15 protein-coding genes are annotated in these 16,278 nt (G+C 73.5%); 7 read left to right on the top strand and 8 right to left on the bottom strand.

What is annotated here, in order from left to right; translation table 11 throughout:
* Window positions 1-57 precede the first annotated feature (57 nt).
* The 6 genes from COO58_RS21205 to COO58_RS21180 all read left to right on the top strand — a co-directional run bounded on the left by COO58_RS21205 (window position 58) and on the right by COO58_RS21180 (window position 6,326).
* Window positions 58-1,692: a BCCT family transporter gene (locus tag COO58_RS21205; RefSeq protein ID WP_098746909.1), complete on the top strand. Its 1,635-nt coding sequence runs from the start codon at window positions 58-60 to the stop codon at window positions 1,690-1,692.
* 44 nt (window positions 1,693-1,736) lie between these two features.
* Window positions 1,737-2,711, top strand: a complete 975-nt coding sequence (locus COO58_RS21200) for an ABC transporter ATP-binding protein (protein ID WP_091572190.1) — start codon at window positions 1,737-1,739, stop codon at window positions 2,709-2,711.
* Entirely contained in the window at window positions 2,708-3,559 is an 852-nt protein-coding gene (locus tag COO58_RS21195) for an ABC transporter permease (protein WP_098746908.1), read from the top strand. Before COO58_RS21200 ends, COO58_RS21195 begins: the two co-directional genes overlap by 4 nt.
* Before the next feature lie 10 nt (window positions 3,560-3,569).
* Window positions 3,570-3,815, top strand: coding sequence for a helix-turn-helix transcriptional regulator (locus COO58_RS21190; protein ID WP_091572196.1), 246 nt, complete (start codon window positions 3,570-3,572; stop codon window positions 3,813-3,815).
* A 73-nt stretch (window positions 3,816-3,888) separates the two neighbouring features.
* On the top strand, window positions 3,889-5,787 hold the full coding sequence (dnaG, locus tag COO58_RS21185) for a DNA primase (protein ID WP_091572201.1): 1,899 nt from the start codon (window positions 3,889-3,891) through the stop codon (window positions 5,785-5,787).
* On the top strand, window positions 5,787-6,326 hold the full coding sequence (locus COO58_RS21180) for a hypothetical protein (RefSeq protein WP_091572205.1): 540 nt from the start codon (window positions 5,787-5,789) through the stop codon (window positions 6,324-6,326). The genes dnaG and COO58_RS21180 overlap by 1 nt, the downstream gene beginning before the upstream one ends.
* A gap of 63 nt (window positions 6,327-6,389) precedes the next feature.
* On the opposite strand, the gene COO58_RS21175 is transcribed toward COO58_RS21180, so the two are convergent.
* Window positions 6,390-7,103, bottom strand: coding sequence for a hypothetical protein (locus COO58_RS21175; protein ID WP_098746906.1), 714 nt, complete (start codon window positions 7,101-7,103; stop codon window positions 6,390-6,392).
* A gap of 322 nt (window positions 7,104-7,425) precedes the next feature.
* Here COO58_RS21175 and COO58_RS21170 point away from each other — a divergent pair, with 322 nt between their 5' ends.
* Window positions 7,426-8,178, top strand: a complete 753-nt coding sequence (locus COO58_RS21170; RefSeq protein ID WP_098747353.1) for a GNAT family N-acetyltransferase — start codon at window positions 7,426-7,428, stop codon at window positions 8,176-8,178.
* 134 nt (window positions 8,179-8,312) lie between these two features.
* Here COO58_RS21170 and COO58_RS21165 read toward each other — a convergent pair whose 3' ends face one another.
* The 7 genes from COO58_RS21165 to COO58_RS21135 form a co-directional block, all read right to left on the bottom strand.
* Window positions 8,313-8,753, bottom strand: coding sequence for a type II toxin-antitoxin system VapC family toxin (locus COO58_RS21165; protein WP_098747351.1), 441 nt, complete (start codon window positions 8,751-8,753; stop codon window positions 8,313-8,315).
* Window positions 8,753-8,998: an Arc family DNA-binding protein gene (locus COO58_RS21160; protein WP_098746904.1), complete on the bottom strand. Its 246-nt coding sequence runs from the start codon at window positions 8,996-8,998 to the stop codon at window positions 8,753-8,755. Before COO58_RS21160 ends, COO58_RS21165 begins: the two co-directional genes overlap by 1 nt.
* A 52-nt stretch (window positions 8,999-9,050) precedes the next feature.
* Window positions 9,051-10,019: a TAXI family TRAP transporter solute-binding subunit gene (locus COO58_RS21155; RefSeq protein ID WP_091572219.1), complete on the bottom strand. Its 969-nt coding sequence runs from the start codon at window positions 10,017-10,019 to the stop codon at window positions 9,051-9,053.
* Entirely contained in the window at window positions 10,016-10,408 is a 393-nt protein-coding gene (locus COO58_RS21150) for a roadblock/LC7 domain-containing protein (RefSeq protein ID WP_091572222.1), read from the bottom strand. Before COO58_RS21150 ends, COO58_RS21155 begins: the two co-directional genes overlap by 4 nt.
* A complete protein-coding gene (locus COO58_RS21145) occupies window positions 10,405-12,786 on the bottom strand; it encodes a sensor histidine kinase (protein WP_098746902.1) in 2,382 nt (793 codons plus the stop codon). Before COO58_RS21145 ends, COO58_RS21150 begins: the two co-directional genes overlap by 4 nt.
* A gap of 63 nt (window positions 12,787-12,849) precedes the next feature.
* Window positions 12,850-13,869: a TAXI family TRAP transporter solute-binding subunit gene (locus COO58_RS21140; RefSeq protein WP_098746900.1), complete on the bottom strand. Its 1,020-nt coding sequence runs from the start codon at window positions 13,867-13,869 to the stop codon at window positions 12,850-12,852.
* Window positions 13,866-16,001 (bottom strand): TRAP transporter fused permease subunit, encoded by a 2,136-nt coding sequence (locus COO58_RS21135; protein ID WP_098746898.1) that lies wholly within the window; start codon window positions 15,999-16,001, stop codon window positions 13,866-13,868. Before COO58_RS21135 ends, COO58_RS21140 begins: the two co-directional genes overlap by 4 nt.
* Window positions 16,002-16,278: the final 277 nt, after the last annotated feature.

The raw sequence follows: 16,278 nt of genomic DNA, 5'->3' as shown, positions 1-16,278 counted from the left end.
GCGGCGGACCTGGGGTTTTCGGCCCGGCCGGGGCGCCGGTCCGCCCAGGATGGTGCCATGGCGGAACAGGTGGGGGAGCGGCCCGCGACGCGACCGGCCGACCGGGTGGTGCTCGGGTTCGGGGTGGCCGGTGTGCTGGCCGTGGTGCTCTGGGGCGTGTTCGCCCGCGGCTCGTTGGCCCGCTTCGGCGAGGCCGGGTTGAACTGGACGATCGACACCTTCGGCTGGTTCTTCGTGGTCGCCGCTGACGCGTTCCTGGTGCTGGCCGTGGTCGTCGCCGCCTCCCGGTTCGGTCGGATCCGCCTCGGGGCCGACGACGAGGAGCCGGAGTTCACCGGGCTGGCCTGGATCGCCATGATGTTCAGCGCCGGCATGGGCATCGGCCTGGTCTTCTTCGCCGTCGCCGAGCCGATCCAGCACTACGCGGCGCCGCCGCCCGCCTCCGGCGTCGAACCGCAGACCGGCGCCGCCGCGGCCACGGCCATGCAGTACACGCTGTTCCACTGGACGCTGCACCCGTGGGGCATCTACGCGATCGCGGCGCTCGCGCTGGCGTACTCGACGTTCCGCAAGGGGCGGGGCAACCGGATCTCGTCGGCGTTCGCGCCGCTGCTGGGGGCCCGCACGGACGGCGTGCTCGGCCGGGCGATCGACCTGCTGGCGGTCTTCGCCACGGTGTTCGGCTCGGCGACCAGCCTCGGGCTGGGCGCGCTCCAGGTGGCGGCCGGTCTGGACCTGGTGGCCGGCGTGGCGGACAGCCGGGCCGTCGAGTTGGTGATCATCGGCGCCCTGACGCTGGCGTTCGTGATCTCCGCGTTCTCCGGACTGCACCGTGGGGTGAAGTGGCTGTCCACGACCAATGTGCTGATCGCGGTCCTGCTGATGCTCTTCGTCTTCGTGGTCGGCCCGACCGTCTACACCCTGGAGGTGCTGCCGGCTGCGGTCGGCGACTACCTGAGCGGCCTGGTGCGGATGTCGACCCGCACCGGCGCGTTCTCCGACCCGGCCTGGCTGGGCTCGTGGACGATCTTCTACTGGGCGTGGTGGATCTCCTGGGCGCCGTTCGTCGGCACCTTCATCGCCCGCATCTCGCGCGGGCGTACGGTCCGGCAGTTTCTGATCGGGGTGCTGCTGGTGCCCAGCGGCGCGAGCGCGGTGTGGTTCGCGGTGCTGGGTGGGACCGCGCTACGGACCCAGGCCACCGGCACCCGGGACCTGGTGGCCGACGTGGGCGCCGGCTCCGAGCAGGCGCTGTTCGGGCTGCTGGACGCGTTGCCGCTGGCGACGCTGACCAGCGTGCTCGCCATGCTGCTGATCGCGCTCTACTTCGTCACCAGCGCCGACTCCGCCTCCCTGGTGCTCGGGTCGTTGAGTTCGCGGGGCGCGCTGCGGCCGCACCGTGGCGTGGTGGTGCTCTGGGGCGTCCTCATCGGCGCGGTCGCCGCCGCGTTGCTGCTGGCCGGCGGTCTGGCCGCGTTGCAGCAGGCCACCATCCTGGTCGCGTTGCCGTTCGTGGTGGTGATGCTCGGCCTGGCGGTGTCCATGGTCCGGGAGATGGCCGCTGATCCGGCGCTGCGCGGCGGGGACCGACCCCGGCGCTCCGGACTGGCCGCCGCGGTCCGGGCCGCCCGGTCGTACGAGGAGGAGGACCCGCCGCCGGTCACCCGGTGGTTGCACCGCCCGCGCCGCTGAGCGGGTGTACCTCAAGTTGTAGTAGAGGTGCTACATTCCGGGGCATGACTGCGGTCGAACTCCCGGGGGCTGTCGCGGCTCCCCGACCTCCCGACGAGGACCTCGTCCTCGACGTCCGCGACCTGCGCATGCGCTACGGCGCCGTCGACGTGCTGCACGGCGTGGATCTCACCGCCCGGCGGGGCGAGGTGGTCGCCCTGCTCGGGCCGAACGGCGCCGGCAAGACCACCACCATCGAGATCCTCGAAGGCTTCCGGCTGCCGTCGGCCGGCACGGTCCGGGTGCTCGGTGTCGACCCGGCCCGCGGCGACGAACGGTGGCGCGCCCGGCTCGGCGTGGTGCTCCAGTCCTGGCGTGACCACGGCAAGTGGCGGGTGCGGGACCTGCTGGCCCACCTCGGCGACTTCTACGCGCCGTACGCCACCGACCGGATCCCGCGCCCGTGGCCGGTCGACGACCTGCTGGCGACCGTGGGGCTGACCGCGCACGCCGGCAGCCGGGTGGCCCGGCTCTCCGGGGGGCAACGCCGGCGGCTCGACGTGGCGGTCGGCATCGTGGGCCGGCCGGAGCTGCTGTTCCTGGACGAGCCGACGGTCGGCTTCGACCCGGCCGCCCGACGCGAGTTCCACGAACTGGTGCACCGTCTCGCCGACCTGGACGAGACCACCATCGTGCTGACCACCCACGATCTGGCCGAGGCGGAGAAGCTGGCCGACCGGATCCTCATCCTGGCCGGTGGCCGGATCATCGCCGACGGCTCGCCGGACCAGCTGGCCCGGCGCGTCGCCGGGGACGCCGAGGTCCGCTGGACCCGCGACGGCGAGCGCTACGTGCACGCCACCGCCGACGCCACCGCATTCCTGCGCGACCTGCTCCGCGAGCACGGCGACCGGGTGCGGGAGCTGGAGGTGCGCCGGGCGAGCCTGGAGGACGCGTACCTGACGCTGGTGCACGAGGAGGAGACCGGGATCCGCACCGGCCGGGCCGAGCGGGTGTGGCAGCAGGAGGAGAACCGATGAACCCGACCACCGCCGCGCTGCGCGCCGGGCTGCGGCGCGGCCTGATCGAGCTGCGCACCACGTTCACCAACGGCCAGGACCTGTGGAACTACTTCTTCCCCACCGCGGTCCTGCTGGTCGCCATGTTCTTCATGCGCGGCTCGACCGTACCCGGCACCGACTTCTCGCTCGGCGCCCGGACGCTGCCCAGCGCCCTGGGCATGGGCCTGCTCTTCGGCGGCCTGCTCGGGCTGGCCCAGCAGCTCATCGTCGACCGGGAGGACGGCACGCTGCTGCGCGCCAAGGCGATCCCGAACGGGATGCTCGGCTACCTGGTCGGCAAGCTCGTGCTGATCTCGGCGATCTCACTGATCGGCCTCGTCATCCAGCTCGTACCCGGACTGTTCTTCCTGGACGGGCTGCGGCTCGGCGACCCGGGCGCGTGGCTGACCCTGGCCTGGGTCGTGCCGTTCGGTCTGGTGGCCACGCTGCCGCTCGGCGCGGTGATCGGCTCGCTGATCGAGAACCCGCGCAACATGGGCCTGGTGGTCCTGCCGATCTTCGGTCTCATCGCCCTGTCGGGCATCTTCTACCCGATCAACGGCCTGCCCGGCTGGCTCCAGGGCGTCGCCCAGGTCTTCCCGCTCTACTGGCTAGGCTTGGGCATGCGCTCGGCGCTGCTCCCGGCCGACCTGGCGGCGGTCGAGCTGGGCGGCTCCTGGCGCCACCTGGAGACGCTCGGCGTGCTCGGCGCCTGGGCGCTGCTCGGGCTCGTGCTGGCCCCGGTGGTGCTGCGCCGGATGGCCCGCCGGGAGTCCGGCTCGCGGGTCGCGGCCCGGCGGGAGCGGGCCATGCAGCGGGTCGGATGAGAGGGCGTCGATGAGCGAGACCGTGCACAACCGGATCGCGGTGCTGCGCGCCGAACGGGGCATCTCCCGCCGGCAACTGGCCGACGCGCTCGGTGTGCACTACCAGACCGTCGGTTACCTGGAGCGCGGCGAGTTCCGGCCCAGCCTGCACCTGGCGCTGCGCATCGCCGCCCACTTCGAGGTGCCGGTCGAGGTGGTCTTCTCCATCGAGCCGTTCCCGCGCATCGGCGACCCCGCGGCGGCCCGCTCGGCCTGAGCCGGCGGGGGCGGGCGGCGTCCGCCACACGCCCGTCCCCCCGGCCACCGGATCGTCGGTCCGGCAGGGCAGGATGTACGCCGAGGAGGTGGCGGCCATGGCGGGGCGGATCCGGGACGAGGACATCGCGCTGGTCCGCGAGCGCGCCGCCATCGCGGACGTCATCTCCGAGGTGGTGACGCTCAAGTCGGCCGGCGGTGGCAACCTCAAGGGGCTCTGCCCGTTCCACGACGAGAAGAGCCCCTCGTTCAACGTCTCGCCCGCCCGCAACGTGTTCTACTGCTTCGGCTGCGGGGTCGGCGGCGACGCGATCAAGTTCCTGATGGACGCCGAGCACCTGAGCTTCGTCGAGTCCGTCGAGCGGCTCGCCGCCCGGGCCGGCATCCAGCTGCGCTACGTCGAGGACGACCGGTCCGCCCCGCGTCCCCGCCCGCAGCAGGGGCAGCGGCAGCGGCTGGTGGCCGCGCACGCCGCCGCCGTCGAGTTCTACCGCGCCCAGCTCACCACCGCCGGCGCCCGTCCGGCCCGGGAGTTCCTCGCCGGGCGCGGCTTCGACCGGGCCGCCGCCGAGCGCTACGGCTGTGGCTTCGCCCCCGACGGGTGGGACCTGCTCACCAAGCACCTGCGCCAGCAGGGCTTCAGCCACGACGAGCTGGTCACCGCCGGCCTGTCCCGGCCGGCCCGCTCCGGCTCGCTGATCGACCGGTTCCGCCGCCGGCTGATGTGGCCGATCCGGGACATCACCGGCGACGTGATCGGCTTCGGCGCCCGCAAGCTCTTCGACGACGACGACGGCCCGAAATACCTCAACACCCCCGAGACGCCGATCTACAAGAAGTCGCACGTCCTCTACGGCATCGACCAGGCCAAGCGGGAGATCGCCAAGCAGGGCAAGGTGGTGGTGGTCGAGGGCTACACCGACGTGATGGCCTGCCACCTCGCCGACGTGCCGACCGCGGTGGCCACCTGCGGCACGGCCTTCGGCGGCGACCACATCTCGGTGCTGCGCCGGGTGCTCTTCGACAGCGACGAGCGGGCCGGGGAGATCATCTTCACGTTCGACGGCGACGCCGCCGGGCAGAAGGCCGCGCTGCGCGCCTTCGAGGACGACCAGCGCTTCGTCGGGCGCACGTTCATCGCGGTCAGCCCCGACAACATGGACCCGTGCGAGCTGCGCCTGGCCAAGGGCGACCTGGCCGTACGCGATCTGGTGGCGCGTCGCGAGCCGCTCGTCGACTTCGCGCTGCGGCACGTCATCAACCGGTTCGACCTCGACACCGTCGACGGCCGGGTGGAGGCGATGCGCCGGGCCGCGCCGCTGGTCGCGAAGATCAAGGACCGGGAGAAGCGCCCGGAGTACGTCCGCAAGCTCGCCGGGGACCTCGGCATGGAGATCGAGCCGGTGCAGCGTGCCGTGCTGGCCGCCGCGCACGGGCAGCCCGCCGCCGGCACACCCGCGTCCGCGCCGACGCGGCGGGGGCCGGCCACCCCGAGCGTGGACAGCCCTCGCTCCATGGTGGAGCGGGAGGCGCTGAAGCTGGCGCTGCAGGAGCCGGTGCTGGCCGGTCCGATGTTCGACGCGGTCGAGGCCGGCGACTACCAGCACCCGGTGCACGTGGCGGTGCGCGCCGCCGTCGCCGCCGCCGGCGGGGCGTCCGGCGCCACCGGCGGGGCGGTCTGGATCGAGCAGGTCCGCGACGCCTGCGACGACCTGGCAGGCCAGGCGCTCGTCGGCGAGCTGGCGGTCGAGCCGCTGCGCATCGACGGCGAGCCCGACCCGCGGTACGTGTCGGTCACCATGGCCCGGCTCCAGTGGAGTTCGGTGACCGGCCGGATCCGGGACCTGAAGTCGAAGATCCAGCGGATCAACCCGGTCAGCAACAAGGACGAATACTTCGCCCTGTTCGGGGAGCTGCTCTCGCTCGAACAGCACGCGCGGGCGCTGCGCGAGCAGGCCGCCGGAGGACTGTGATGGGTCTGTTCAACCGCCGCCCGAAGCTCCCGCCGGCCGACCGGCCGCCGCTGACCGCCGACGAGCGGGTGCTGGCCTGGGCCGCCGCCGGCAACGGCGAGGGCGACGGCGTGCTCGTCGCCAGCAACCGCGGGCTCTGGCTGCCCGGCCGCGCGGAGCGCCTCGGCTGGCACGACATCCTCAAGGTGGTCTGGTCCGGCCGGGAGCTCACCGTCACCCCGGCCGAGACGGTCGGCGAACGCGACGGCGGCTACCTGGTCGTCGCCGACCGTCCGGCCGAGACCTACCTGCTGGTCGACCCGGGTGACCTGCCGCACCAGGTGCGGACCCGGGTCACCGGCTCGGTGGCGTACACCGCGCACCACCCGGTGCCCGGCGGCGCCGGCCGGATCGCCGCCCGCCGGGTGCCGGGCGTCGACGGGCTGACCTGGACGGTCCGTTACGACCCGGGGACGCCGGCCGACGACGAGGCGGTGGTCGCCGAGACCGACCGCCTGGTCGCCGCGGCCCGGGCCACCACCACGCCCGCCGACGTCTGAGGGCGTCCGGCGGGTTCCGCGTCTGCGGCGGCCCACCGCGTGGGAGGTCCCGCCGACTGCGGGCTACCAGTACCTACCGCAGGCCGGCTCGAGCTTCGCGACCGTGTCCTCCAAGTCGCCGGTGTCGCCGGCTGCCAGCTGGAGCGCGTCCACCTGGGTGGGCTTGATCGAGCGGATCTTGGTGTACTTCAGCCCCGCGGTTACCGCGAGGGCTCTGACATTGCTTCGGAGGGTGCGGTCGGCCTGCTCGCCGGCCACTCTGTTTGCCGTCGTCTCCAGGGCGACCAGCCGCGTGATCGCCTCCGCCCGGGCGGAGGTGATCGTGCTCTCCGCGGCGCCGCCCGAGGCGACCTCACGCAGGACGATCAGCCCGGCGACGGCTTTCTCCAGCGGGCCTTCGAGGGCGTCGCAGGCGGCCTTGTTGCTCGTGGTGGCGGCGGGCGTGGCCTTCCTGGTGGTGGATGCCGCCGAGGGGACGGCCGAAGGGCGAAGAGACCTTGAGGGCCGAGGTGTCGGCGAGGACCCGGGAACGCGGCTCGGTGCGGCCGTCGGTGTCCTGGACACCACGGGCGCGGGGGTGAGCGGTTCCGTGGCGGTGCTGGCCGCCACGGCGGCGGGCGTGCTCGGAACCTCGGAGGCGCCTCCACATGCCGAGGCGGTGAGCAGCGTCGCAGCGACCACTACGCAGAGCCCGAGCCGTCGTGCCATTGGTGTCACATCCCATGTCGTGATCTTCAAGAGGCCATGACGGTACTTGTCCGGTCCGGTGGTGGCCATCGGCCCAGGCCGGCGAACTCTCCGATACTGAACATGGTCTCCTCAGCTTCGGCCCTGACACCGTGTGAGGGTCACGCACGTCGGTCCCCGGTGAACACGCTTGACAGGCCGCGGCGGGCTGCGGCACTGTCGCGGGCGACCACGCGTTCGGCGTGGGCGCTACGCATGAGGGACTGACGCCTGTGATCCGGGTAGGCCGAGCGGCCGCCTGACCACGACGCACGTGACCGGTGAAGGTCACGTGACTCGGTGCGCTGTCGGGTGGTCCGACGCTGCTTCCGTCCACCGCAGCACCACTCCCTCAGCGAGGCCCACAGTGAACATGGATGCCCGCATCCAACAGTCCGTCGTCACCAACCTGCGCAACCGACCCGCGCCAGTCGAGGTGGGGCCGTTCGTGATCGGCACGGATCCGACGACGTCCAGCCCTCACATCAACTACGCCACGCCGCGTCCCGGTGCCACCGTCACCGCCGGCGACGTCGCCGCCCTGGTCACCGCCTTCCGCGCGGCCGGCCGCAAACCCCGACTGGAGTACGTCACCAGTTGCGCCCCCGGCCTGGAGGCGCTCCTGACCGGTGCCGGTTTCGTCGTCGAGGCCCGGCACACCTACCTGCTCTGCGTACCGGAGACCCTGCGGACACCGCCCGCGCTCGACCACGTCCGACTGTACGAACCGGCCACCGATCCCGAGCGCGCCGCGCTGATCGGCGCGCAGCACGAGGCGTTCGGCGGGAACCCGGTGGCCTCCGGGGCCGACGTGGCCCGGCTCCGGCGTCAGCAGGGCGCCGGCGGCGTGGCCGTGATGGCGGTTACCGACGACGGCACCTGCGCGGGAGGTGGCGGGGCGGCACCGCCCGCCGACCGGGTGAGCGAGGTCGCCGGCATCGCCGTCCGTACGCCCCACCGCCGCCAGGGGCTGGCGGGCGTGATCACCGCCGACGTCACCCGGCGGCTGTTCGACGTCGGCGTCGAGATCGCCTGGCTGGAGGCGTCCGGAGAGGACTCGTGGCGGGTGTACGAGCGCGTCGGCTACCGACCCGCGGGCCGACGGCTCTACATCGGTCGGGACTGAGGTGTGAGGACCCGGGCCGAGGTCCCGACCACGGCCCGGGTCGCCGCTGCGCTTCACCACGGCACACCCGCTGTCCGGCGGGGACGACGTACCTTGCGCGGACGGCGAGCCCCGCGCCGTGGCCCGGGCGCGCGCTATCGTTCAGCGCTCTCCGGGGCCGTCTCCTGCCAGGGATCGATGAGGGCGATCCCGGTATCGGCAAAGTCCTTGGTGTTGCGGGTGGCGAGAGTGGCGACCCGGGTACGGCAGATGGCGGCGATCTGGGCGTCGAATCCGTCGATCGGGTGGCCGAGCTTGTCTCGGCCGGCGACCACGTCGGCGTAGGCGCCGGCCGCGGGGAGGTCGAAGGCCAGCACCTGGCGAGGAAAAGCGGCGAAGATCTCGTTGGCGGCGGCGTGCAGCGATTCGCGGCGCTGACCTTCCGGTAGCCGTGCGATCCCGTAACGGATCTCGGCGACGGTGACGGTCGTGGTGTAGAGGCCGCTGCCTGAGTTCTGTCGGAGCCATGCGAGCACCGTCGGTGCGGGCTCCGCCCGCATCAGCTCGGATACGACATCGGTGTCGAGAACGATCATCACTCAGGCAGGTCCGCCGCGCGGGGTGGAGTGGAACGGGCCGGCAGATCCAGATCGACGCCGCCGAGTCGGGTGAATCGATCGGTGAGCGCGCTGAACAGATCCGTTCCTGGCGCGGTTTCGGCAACAGCTGCGGTGAGGATGTCGCGAATCTCGGATTCCATGGATTTGCCATGCTGCGCGGCGCGGATGCGCAACTTCTCCCGCACCGCGTCGTCGAGGTCTCTGATGCTGAGAGATGCCATCGCTCTTCCTTCGACGTGAGCTATGAAAGCAATGCTAGCACCGGTTGCGCGGTCAGCCGTCGTCGCGGTAGAACCTCGCCGCGCCCGGGTGCAGCGGGATCGGGTCGGTCAACGCCGCGCTGGACCGGGTGAAGTTCGCCGCCTCCGGGTGCACCTGGACCAGCTCGCCCTGCCAGGTGAAGAGCACCCGGGTCAGGTCGTACGCGAGTTGGTCCGGCATGTCCGCGGCCACCAGGATCACGTTCGCCACCGTGATGGTCGGCGTCGGCTCGGGCGTGCCGTAGACCTCCTTCGGCAGCGTGGCGGTGGTGTAGACCGAGCCGTAGCGGGCCCCCAACGGCTCGATCAGTTCGGTCAGCGGCAGCAGCCGGAACGCGCCGGGGGCGGCGGAGAGCAGGTCCTTGACGCCGGGGGTGGGCAGCCCGCCGGAGAAGAACATGGCGTCCAGCGCGTTGGCCCGCATCTGCTTCACGGTCTCCGGCAGCGACAGGTTGACCCGCCGGATGTCCCGGTCCGGGTTGATGCCGCCGGCGGTGAGCAGGCGACCGGCGATGATGTCGGTGCCGGACCTCGGCGAGCCGGTGGAGATCCGCTTGCCACGCAGGTCCGCGAAACTGCGGATCTTGCCGTCGGCCCGGACGATCACGTGGGTGTAGTTGCTGTAGACGCGGGCCAGCGCCCGCACCGGCTGCGGTTGCTTGTCGAACGCGCCCCGCCCGTTGACCGCGTCCGCGGCGGTGTCCGCCAGGCTGAACGCGATCTCCATGTCGCCACCGGCCACCCGGGTGATGTTCTCCACCGATGCCCCGGTCGGCTCCGCCCGTGCCTCGTAGCCGGGCAGGTGGCGGCTGATCAGGTCGGCGTACCCGCCGCCGAGCTGGTAGTAGACGCCGGTGGTGTTGCCGGTGGCCAGGAAGATCCGCCCGCCGTGCCACGCCGGCGTCTCGGCGTCGCCGCCGCAGCCGGCCAGCAACGCGACCGCCGACAGGGCGGCCACCAGCCGCCACGGGCGGCCGGTCACCGGCGGGCCGCCGGTTCCAGCGCCTCCGCCACCCGCTGCACCAGCGTCGCCGTCTCATAGCCGATCTGGCCCAGGTCGCAGCCGGGCGCGGCGAGCACGCCGAGCAGCGCCCGCTCACCGACGGCCATCACCAGCATCACGCCGCCGTCCATGTCCACGATCTGCTGGCGTACCCGCCCGGCGGACATCAGCCGGGCCGCCCCGACGGTCAGGCTCGCCAGGCCGCTGATCACCGCGGCGAGCTGGTCGACCTGGTCGGCGGAGAGGTCGGGGGAGGCGGCGAGCCGCAGGCCGTCCTCGGAGACCGCGAGCGCGTGCGAGACGTCCGGCACCTGCTCGGCGAAGTTCGCCAGCAGCCAGTCGAGTCCGGCGGTAACGGGTGTGGTCATGGCGTTCTCCCGGTGGGTGTGGTGTTCGGGGCACGGCGCGTCGCGCTGGCCACCCCCTCGGCGAGGGCGGACAGCCGGGCGCGTACCACCTCGGGGTCGAGCAGGTCCGTCGCGGGCGGTGACGCGGGGGTGTCGGGCATCGGCGCGGGCAGGTGCCCGCCCCGGGTCCGGCGCGGCAGGCCGGCGGCGGTGGTGGACACGGGCGCCGGCGGCGCGCTGGCCGGGCGGATCCGCGCCACGCTGGGCGCCAGCAGGGCGCTGCCCGGGGGGCGTACCGCGGCGACGCCCCGCACGACGCCCGCCGACGGCGCGGCCTCGGCCGTCACCGGCGCGGCGGCGACCAGGCCCCGGGTGGTGGCCGGGCGGGTCGCGCCCGCGCCCGCGGTGAACCAGGGCGCGGCGAGCCCGGTCGGTGACCGGCGTTCGGCGGCGGGCCGGCGGCTCACCGACTCGACCCGGGTCAGCACCGACTCGGGCACCTCCACCTGGGCCACCGTGCCACCGGAGGCGTCGTGCAACTGCACCCGGATCCCGTGCCGGGCGGCCAGGTGCGCCACCACGTGCAGGCCCATGCTGCCGGCGGCGGCGCTGGACAGCGTGGCCGGCACGGCGAGCCGCTCGTTGATCTCGGCCAGCCGGCCGTCGCTGATGCCGATGCCCTGGTCGTGCACGCGCAGGACGAGGCCGTCGACGGTGCGCCGCCCGTCGACCAGCACCCGGGCGTCCGGCGGGGAGTAGACGGTGGCGTTCTCCAGCAGCTCGGCCAGCAGGTGCACCAGGTTGCCGGCGGCCGCGCCGTGCACCGCGGCGGTCGGCACGTCGATCTCCACCCGGAGGTAGTCCTCGATCTCGGAGGCCGCCGCGCGCACCACGTCGTCGAGGAGCAACGCGCCCTCGTGCCCCCGCCCGGGCTCACCCCCGGCCAGGACCAGCAGGTTCTCGCCGTTGCGTCGCAGCCGGGCGGCCAGGTGGTCCAGCGCGAAGAGCCGGGCCAGCGCGTCCGGGTCGGTCTCCTCGCGTTCGAAGTCGTCGAGCAGCCGGAGCTGCCGGGTGATCAGCGTGCGGATCCGGCGGGCCAGCGCCTCGGCCATCCGGGTCACGTCCAGCCGCAGCTCCGCCTGCTGGCCGGCGAGGCGCAGCGCGGCCCGGTTGACGGTGTCGAACGCCTCGGCGACCTGGGCCACCTCGTCCTGACCCCGACGGATCCCGTCGGTCATCCGGGTCGCCGGACCCTCCGCCGGCGCGCCCTCGCCCGCCGCGATCGCGGTGATCCGGTCCGGCAGCTCCCGGTTGGCCATGGTGAGCGCGGCGACCCGCAGCCGACGCAGCCGGCGGCTGGTGCGTACCGCCAGCAGCACGGCGGTGACCAGCGACCCGAGCGCGACGGTGCTGGTCGCGCCGGCGGTCAGCACCGCCCGCCACCGGGCGGTGCCGGCCAGCTCGGCGGCGTCGCGGTCCAGCCCGTCGGAGAGTTCCCGGCCGAGCAGGTTGTACCGTCGGATGGCGCCGCTCTGCGCCACGTACCAGGCGTCGCCGTCGGTCTCCAGCGTCTCGGGCGCGCCGTCGGTGTCGAGCACGGTGTCGCGCATACGCCGGGCGGTCGTCACGTCCGTGCCGTCGACCAGCCGGTACCAGGCGGCGTTCGCCGGGGCCGAGGCGATCCGGAGGAACTCGGCCTGCCGTTGCTCCCGGGCGCCCCGGAGCCGGCCGAGCCGGGCCAGCTCGCCCCGCTCCAGCGCACCGCGCACGAACACCGCGCGGAGCAGGTCGCGCTCCAGTGCGGACAGGTGCTCCTGGGCGGCCACCGACGCCACCTCGCGTGCCTCGTTGGCCAGGCCGGCGTCGCGGAGCTGGCTGGGCAGCGCGTCCGCCACCGCGAGCAGCGACTCGACGAGCGTCCCGTACGCCGGGTCGCCGCGCTCCCCGGCCAGCGCCAGTTCCCGGGCCGGGCCGAGCAGGTCGAGGTGGCCGTTCGCGTCGTCGAGCACGGCGGCCAGGTCGGGGGCGGCCCGCCGGGCGTCGCCGCCGGCCGAACGGTAACGGTCGACGGCGGCGTCCACCCGACGTCGCTGCGCGTCCACCAGCGGCCGACCGGCGGCGCCGCCCCGCTGGCGCAGCGCCGCCGTCTCACCGAGTTCCCGTTCCAGCTCGTGCACCAGCCGTACCGTCGCCGTGGCGGTGCCGGCGAGCACGCGGGCCCGGTCGGCGTCGGCGGACGCGTCCAGCGCGGCGCCGGTCTGGGCCGCGCCCAGCACCACCAGACCGGCGGTCGCCACCAGGATCGGGGCGAGCAGCTGGACGCGAACCGACCGGAGACGCCCGGCGCGGTCCGCGGAACGGTGGTGGCGGCGTACGCGGGTGGGGTGGGGCAGCGGCACGGGGGTCTCCCGGTCGATGTCGGTGGGCCGGGCCCGGACCCGGTCCGGGCCCGGCCGGTCGGGTCAGCTCGCGCCGAGGTCGGTGAGCGCCCGTTCCGCGCCCCGGTGCAGCGGCACCGGGTCGGTCTTGCGGGCGTTGCCCAGCTCGATGCCCTTGGCGGCCGGGTTGGCCTGGGCGAGGACGTCCTTGCGGTCGAAGACGGTCCGGGTGATCGCGCAGGCCACGTCCGCGTCGAGGTTGTCCCGCACGAGCAGCACGTTGGGCACGACGATGGTGGGCACGTCGGCCGGCGTCTTGTAGATGTCCTTGCCGATGGTGCCGGCCTGGTAGGCCGGGTTCAGCCCGGACATCGTCGGCAGCAGCGGGCTGATGTCGACGAACCGCACCTTGTCGCCGGCGGTGGTGAACAGGTCGGTGACCCCGCCGGTCGGGATGCCGCCGGACCAGAAGAACCCGTCGATGCTGCCGTCCTTCATGCCGTCGACGGTCTTGGTCAGGTCGAGGCGCTGCGCCTGGACGTCCTTGGCCGGGTCCAGCCCGGCGGCGGTGAGCAGACGGTTGGCGATGACCTCGGTGCCGGACTTGGGCGAGCCGGTGGAGATCTTCTTGCCCTTCATGTCCGCGACCGAGGTGATGCCCGCGTCGGCCCGCACGACCACCTGGGTGTAGTTGTCGTAGATCCGGGACAGCGCCTTGACCGGCTGCGGCGAGCTGAAGCTGCCCTTGCCCTGCACCGCGTTGACCGCGGTGTCGAACAGGGAGAACGCCACGTCGTACTGGCCGGCGACGAGCTGCTCGACGTTCTGCACCGAGGCGCCCGTCTCGGCGGCCGTCCCGGTGAGCTTGCCGTCGGTGGTCTTGCTCAGCTCACCGGCGAGCGCGTTGCCGACCACGTAGTAGACCCCGGTGGCGTTGCCGGTGGCGATGCCGACCCGGGTGTCCTTGGTGACGTTGCAGGTGACGTCGCGGGCGGCGTCGTCCGTCGCCGCGCCGTCCTGTCGGCCCCCGCAGCCGGCGGCGCCGGCGGCGACCAGGGCCAACGCCCCGACACCAGCCGCTATTCGCGTGTCGATCCGTCTCATCCTCTGTCCTCCCCATGGTCCACGGACTTCAAGGCCGACGGGCGGCCGGCGCCACGTCGGACGTACACGCCCGCGACGGTCAGCGCGGCGAGCGCCGCGCCGACCGCCATGGGCAGCGGTTCCAGCCAGAGCAGCACCAGCCCGGCGACCGCGCCGAGCAGCCGTTCCGGCGTCCCGGCCGGGCCGACGCCGGGCAGCCACCCGCCGGCCGCCACGGCCAGCACGGCGACGCCGAGCGCGGAGACCGCGCCGGCCAGCACGATCCGCCCCACCCCGCCGATGCCGAGCAGGCCGAGGCCGGTCGGGGTGATCACGAAGGCGAGCGGGATGAGGTACGCCGGCAGCGCGTACCGCAGGGTCTGCCACATGGTCGGCACCAGCCGGCCGCCGGTGACCGCGGCGGCGGCGACCGCGGCCAGCGCGGTCGGCGGCGACACCTCGGACAGCACCGCGAAGTAGAAGACGAACATGGCGGCGGCGGGGGCGGCGACGCCCAGGTGCAGCAGCGCCGGGCCGATGATCACCCAGCCGATCACGAAGGACGCGGTGACCGGCACGGCGAGGCCGAGCAGGCTGAGCGCGACCGCGGCGAGCACGGCGGTGAGCGCCAGCACCACGGCCGGCTCCGAGCTGACCGACTGCGCGCCGGAGACCAGCAGCGCGGCCGCCTGCGGGCCGAGACCGGTCTTGGTGGTGGTGGCGGTGATGATGCCCGCCGCGGCGCACACCGCGCTCACCGCGAGCACCCCGCGGACGCCGTCGCGCAGCGCCGCGACCAGCCGGGCCGGGGTGAGCCGGTGCCGACGGTCCAGGAAGGACAGCACGGCGGCGAGCGCGGTGGCGATCACCACGGCCCGCATCGCCGAGGCGCCCAGCGCCAGCACCACCACGATCACGAGCAGGGAGAGGAAGTGGTAGCCGAAGCGGGCCAGCAGCCGCCAGGCCGAACCGGTGTCGATGGCCACCGGCCGCACGCCGGAGCGCCGGGCGTCGATCTCGACCGAGAGCAGGATGCCCAGGTAGTAGAGGACGGTCGGCACGGTGGCCCAGCCGAGCACCTGGAGGTAGGACACGCCCAGGTACTCGGCGATGATGAAGGCCGCCGCGCCGAGCGTCGGCGGCGACAGGATCGCGCCGACCCCGGCCGCGGCGAGCATGCCGCCGGCCCGCTCGGCGGGGTAGCCGGCGCGGCGCAGGATCGGCCAGGTCACCGCTCCGATGCTGACCGTGGTGGCGGCGCCGGAGCCGGAGACGGTGCCGAGCAGGAAGCCGGAGGCGACGGCGGTCCGACCCGCCGCGGTGCGGGAGCGGCGGAACGCGGCGGCGGAGAGCTCCACGAAGAACCGACCCGCCCCGGAGAGGTCGAGCACCGCGCCGTAGATGGTGAACAGCACGATGTAGGACGCGGCCACGTCGAGCGGGGTGCCGTAGAAGCCGCTGTCGGAGTTGTAGAACGCGTCGACCAGCTGCCCGAAGTCCAGCCCCGCGTGGGCCACCGGCCAGGACTGGGGGAGCAGCCCGCCGTAGTAGCCGTAGCCGAGGAACATCACGCACACCGCGGGCAGGATCCATCCGGTGGTGCGGCGGCACGCCTCCAGCAGCAGGAGCAGCAGCCCGGTGCCGAACGCCACGTCGAGCGGGTCGAGCAGGCCCTGCCGGTCGAGGAACGCGTCGTATCCGCCGCCGGCCGCGCCGAGCGTCACCGGCAGCACCGGGTAGAGGCAGACCAGCAGCGCGGCGAGCGCGAGGGCCCAGTCGACCGCCGTCGGCCCGGGCCGCCCGGTCGCCGTCCGCCGGGGCGGAACCCCCGACGGGTACGCCAGGAAAACCATCGGGAGTACGCCGGCGAGAAAGATGATGAGGTAGTACTTGCTCCCCTGGGGCAGCGGAAAGAACACCTGCCAGAGCGTCAGCAGCGCGACCGCGACGGTGACCGCGGTGAAGAGCCGGCCGACCGGCCCGGAGAGCGTCCGCCCCGGTTTCTCCTCCTCGAACCGCGCGGCAAGTTCGCGGGTGTCCGGGTGGTCCGGGTCCCGGGTGTGGTGGTGCGTCTCGCCCGGCCCGTCGTCGGCCCACGCCGGGTCGCCCACCCCGCCGTCGTCGGGCGGGAGCGGCACCGCGTCGGAGTCCACCTCGGACCCCGGCCGCCCGCCGGTGGGCGTACGGGGTGACGGGGGAGTGGAGTCGGAGGGGCGAACGGGTGGCACGAGGGGGCACGATACGCGAATGGCGCACATGATGGGAACATTGCCGATCGTGATTGCGTTGAGTGACGGAATGAGCCTTCGCTCACTCACCGCACACCCTTTTAGAAGCGATTTCACAATTGTTCCGCCATAAAGACGAACCGGCCTTCTGGGGTCGCTCCACTATGGTGAGTTAGGCCCGCTTCCAACGATGGAATGAGTC

The sequence above is a fragment of the Micromonospora sp. WMMA1996 genome (genome assembly GCF_002573675.1).
Taxonomy (GTDB): domain Bacteria; phylum Actinomycetota; class Actinomycetes; order Mycobacteriales; family Micromonosporaceae; genus Micromonospora; species Micromonospora sediminicola.
The sequence above is the reverse complement of the archived record's forward strand: the minus strand, read 5'-3'. Positions and strand labels throughout refer to the sequence as shown.

Bases quoted from the DNA above. Each gene is read 5' to 3' on its own strand.
- COO58_RS21200 (WP_091572190.1), top strand. From the start codon at position 1,737: ATGACTGCGGTCGAACTCCCGGGGGCTGTCGCGGCTCCCCGACCTCCC.
- COO58_RS21165 (WP_098747351.1), bottom strand. From the start codon at position 8,753: ATGATCGTTCTCGACACCGATGTCGTATCCGAGCTGATGCGGGCGGAG.
- COO58_RS21170 (WP_098747353.1), top strand. From the start codon at position 7,426: ATGGATGCCCGCATCCAACAGTCCGTCGTCACCAACCTGCGCAACCGA.
- COO58_RS21160 (WP_098746904.1), bottom strand. From the start codon at position 8,998: ATGGCATCTCTCAGCATCAGAGACCTCGACGACGCGGTGCGGGAGAAG.
- COO58_RS21190 (WP_091572196.1), top strand. From the start codon at position 3,570: ATGAGCGAGACCGTGCACAACCGGATCGCGGTGCTGCGCGCCGAACGG.
- dnaG (WP_091572201.1), top strand. From the start codon at position 3,889: ATGTACGCCGAGGAGGTGGCGGCCATGGCGGGGCGGATCCGGGACGAG.
- COO58_RS21140 (WP_098746900.1), bottom strand. From the start codon at position 13,869: ATGAGACGGATCGACACGCGAATAGCGGCTGGTGTCGGGGCGTTGGCC.
- COO58_RS21195 (WP_098746908.1), top strand. From the start codon at position 2,708: ATGAACCCGACCACCGCCGCGCTGCGCGCCGGGCTGCGGCGCGGCCTG.
- COO58_RS21150 (WP_091572222.1), bottom strand. From the start codon at position 10,408: ATGACCACACCCGTTACCGCCGGACTCGACTGGCTGCTGGCGAACTTC.
- COO58_RS21205 (WP_098746909.1), top strand. From the start codon at position 58: ATGGCGGAACAGGTGGGGGAGCGGCCCGCGACGCGACCGGCCGACCGG.
- COO58_RS21175 (WP_098746906.1), bottom strand. From the start codon at position 7,103: ATGGCCACCACCGGACCGGACAAGTACCGTCATGGCCTCTTGAAGATC.
- COO58_RS21180 (WP_091572205.1), top strand. From the start codon at position 5,787: ATGGGTCTGTTCAACCGCCGCCCGAAGCTCCCGCCGGCCGACCGGCCG.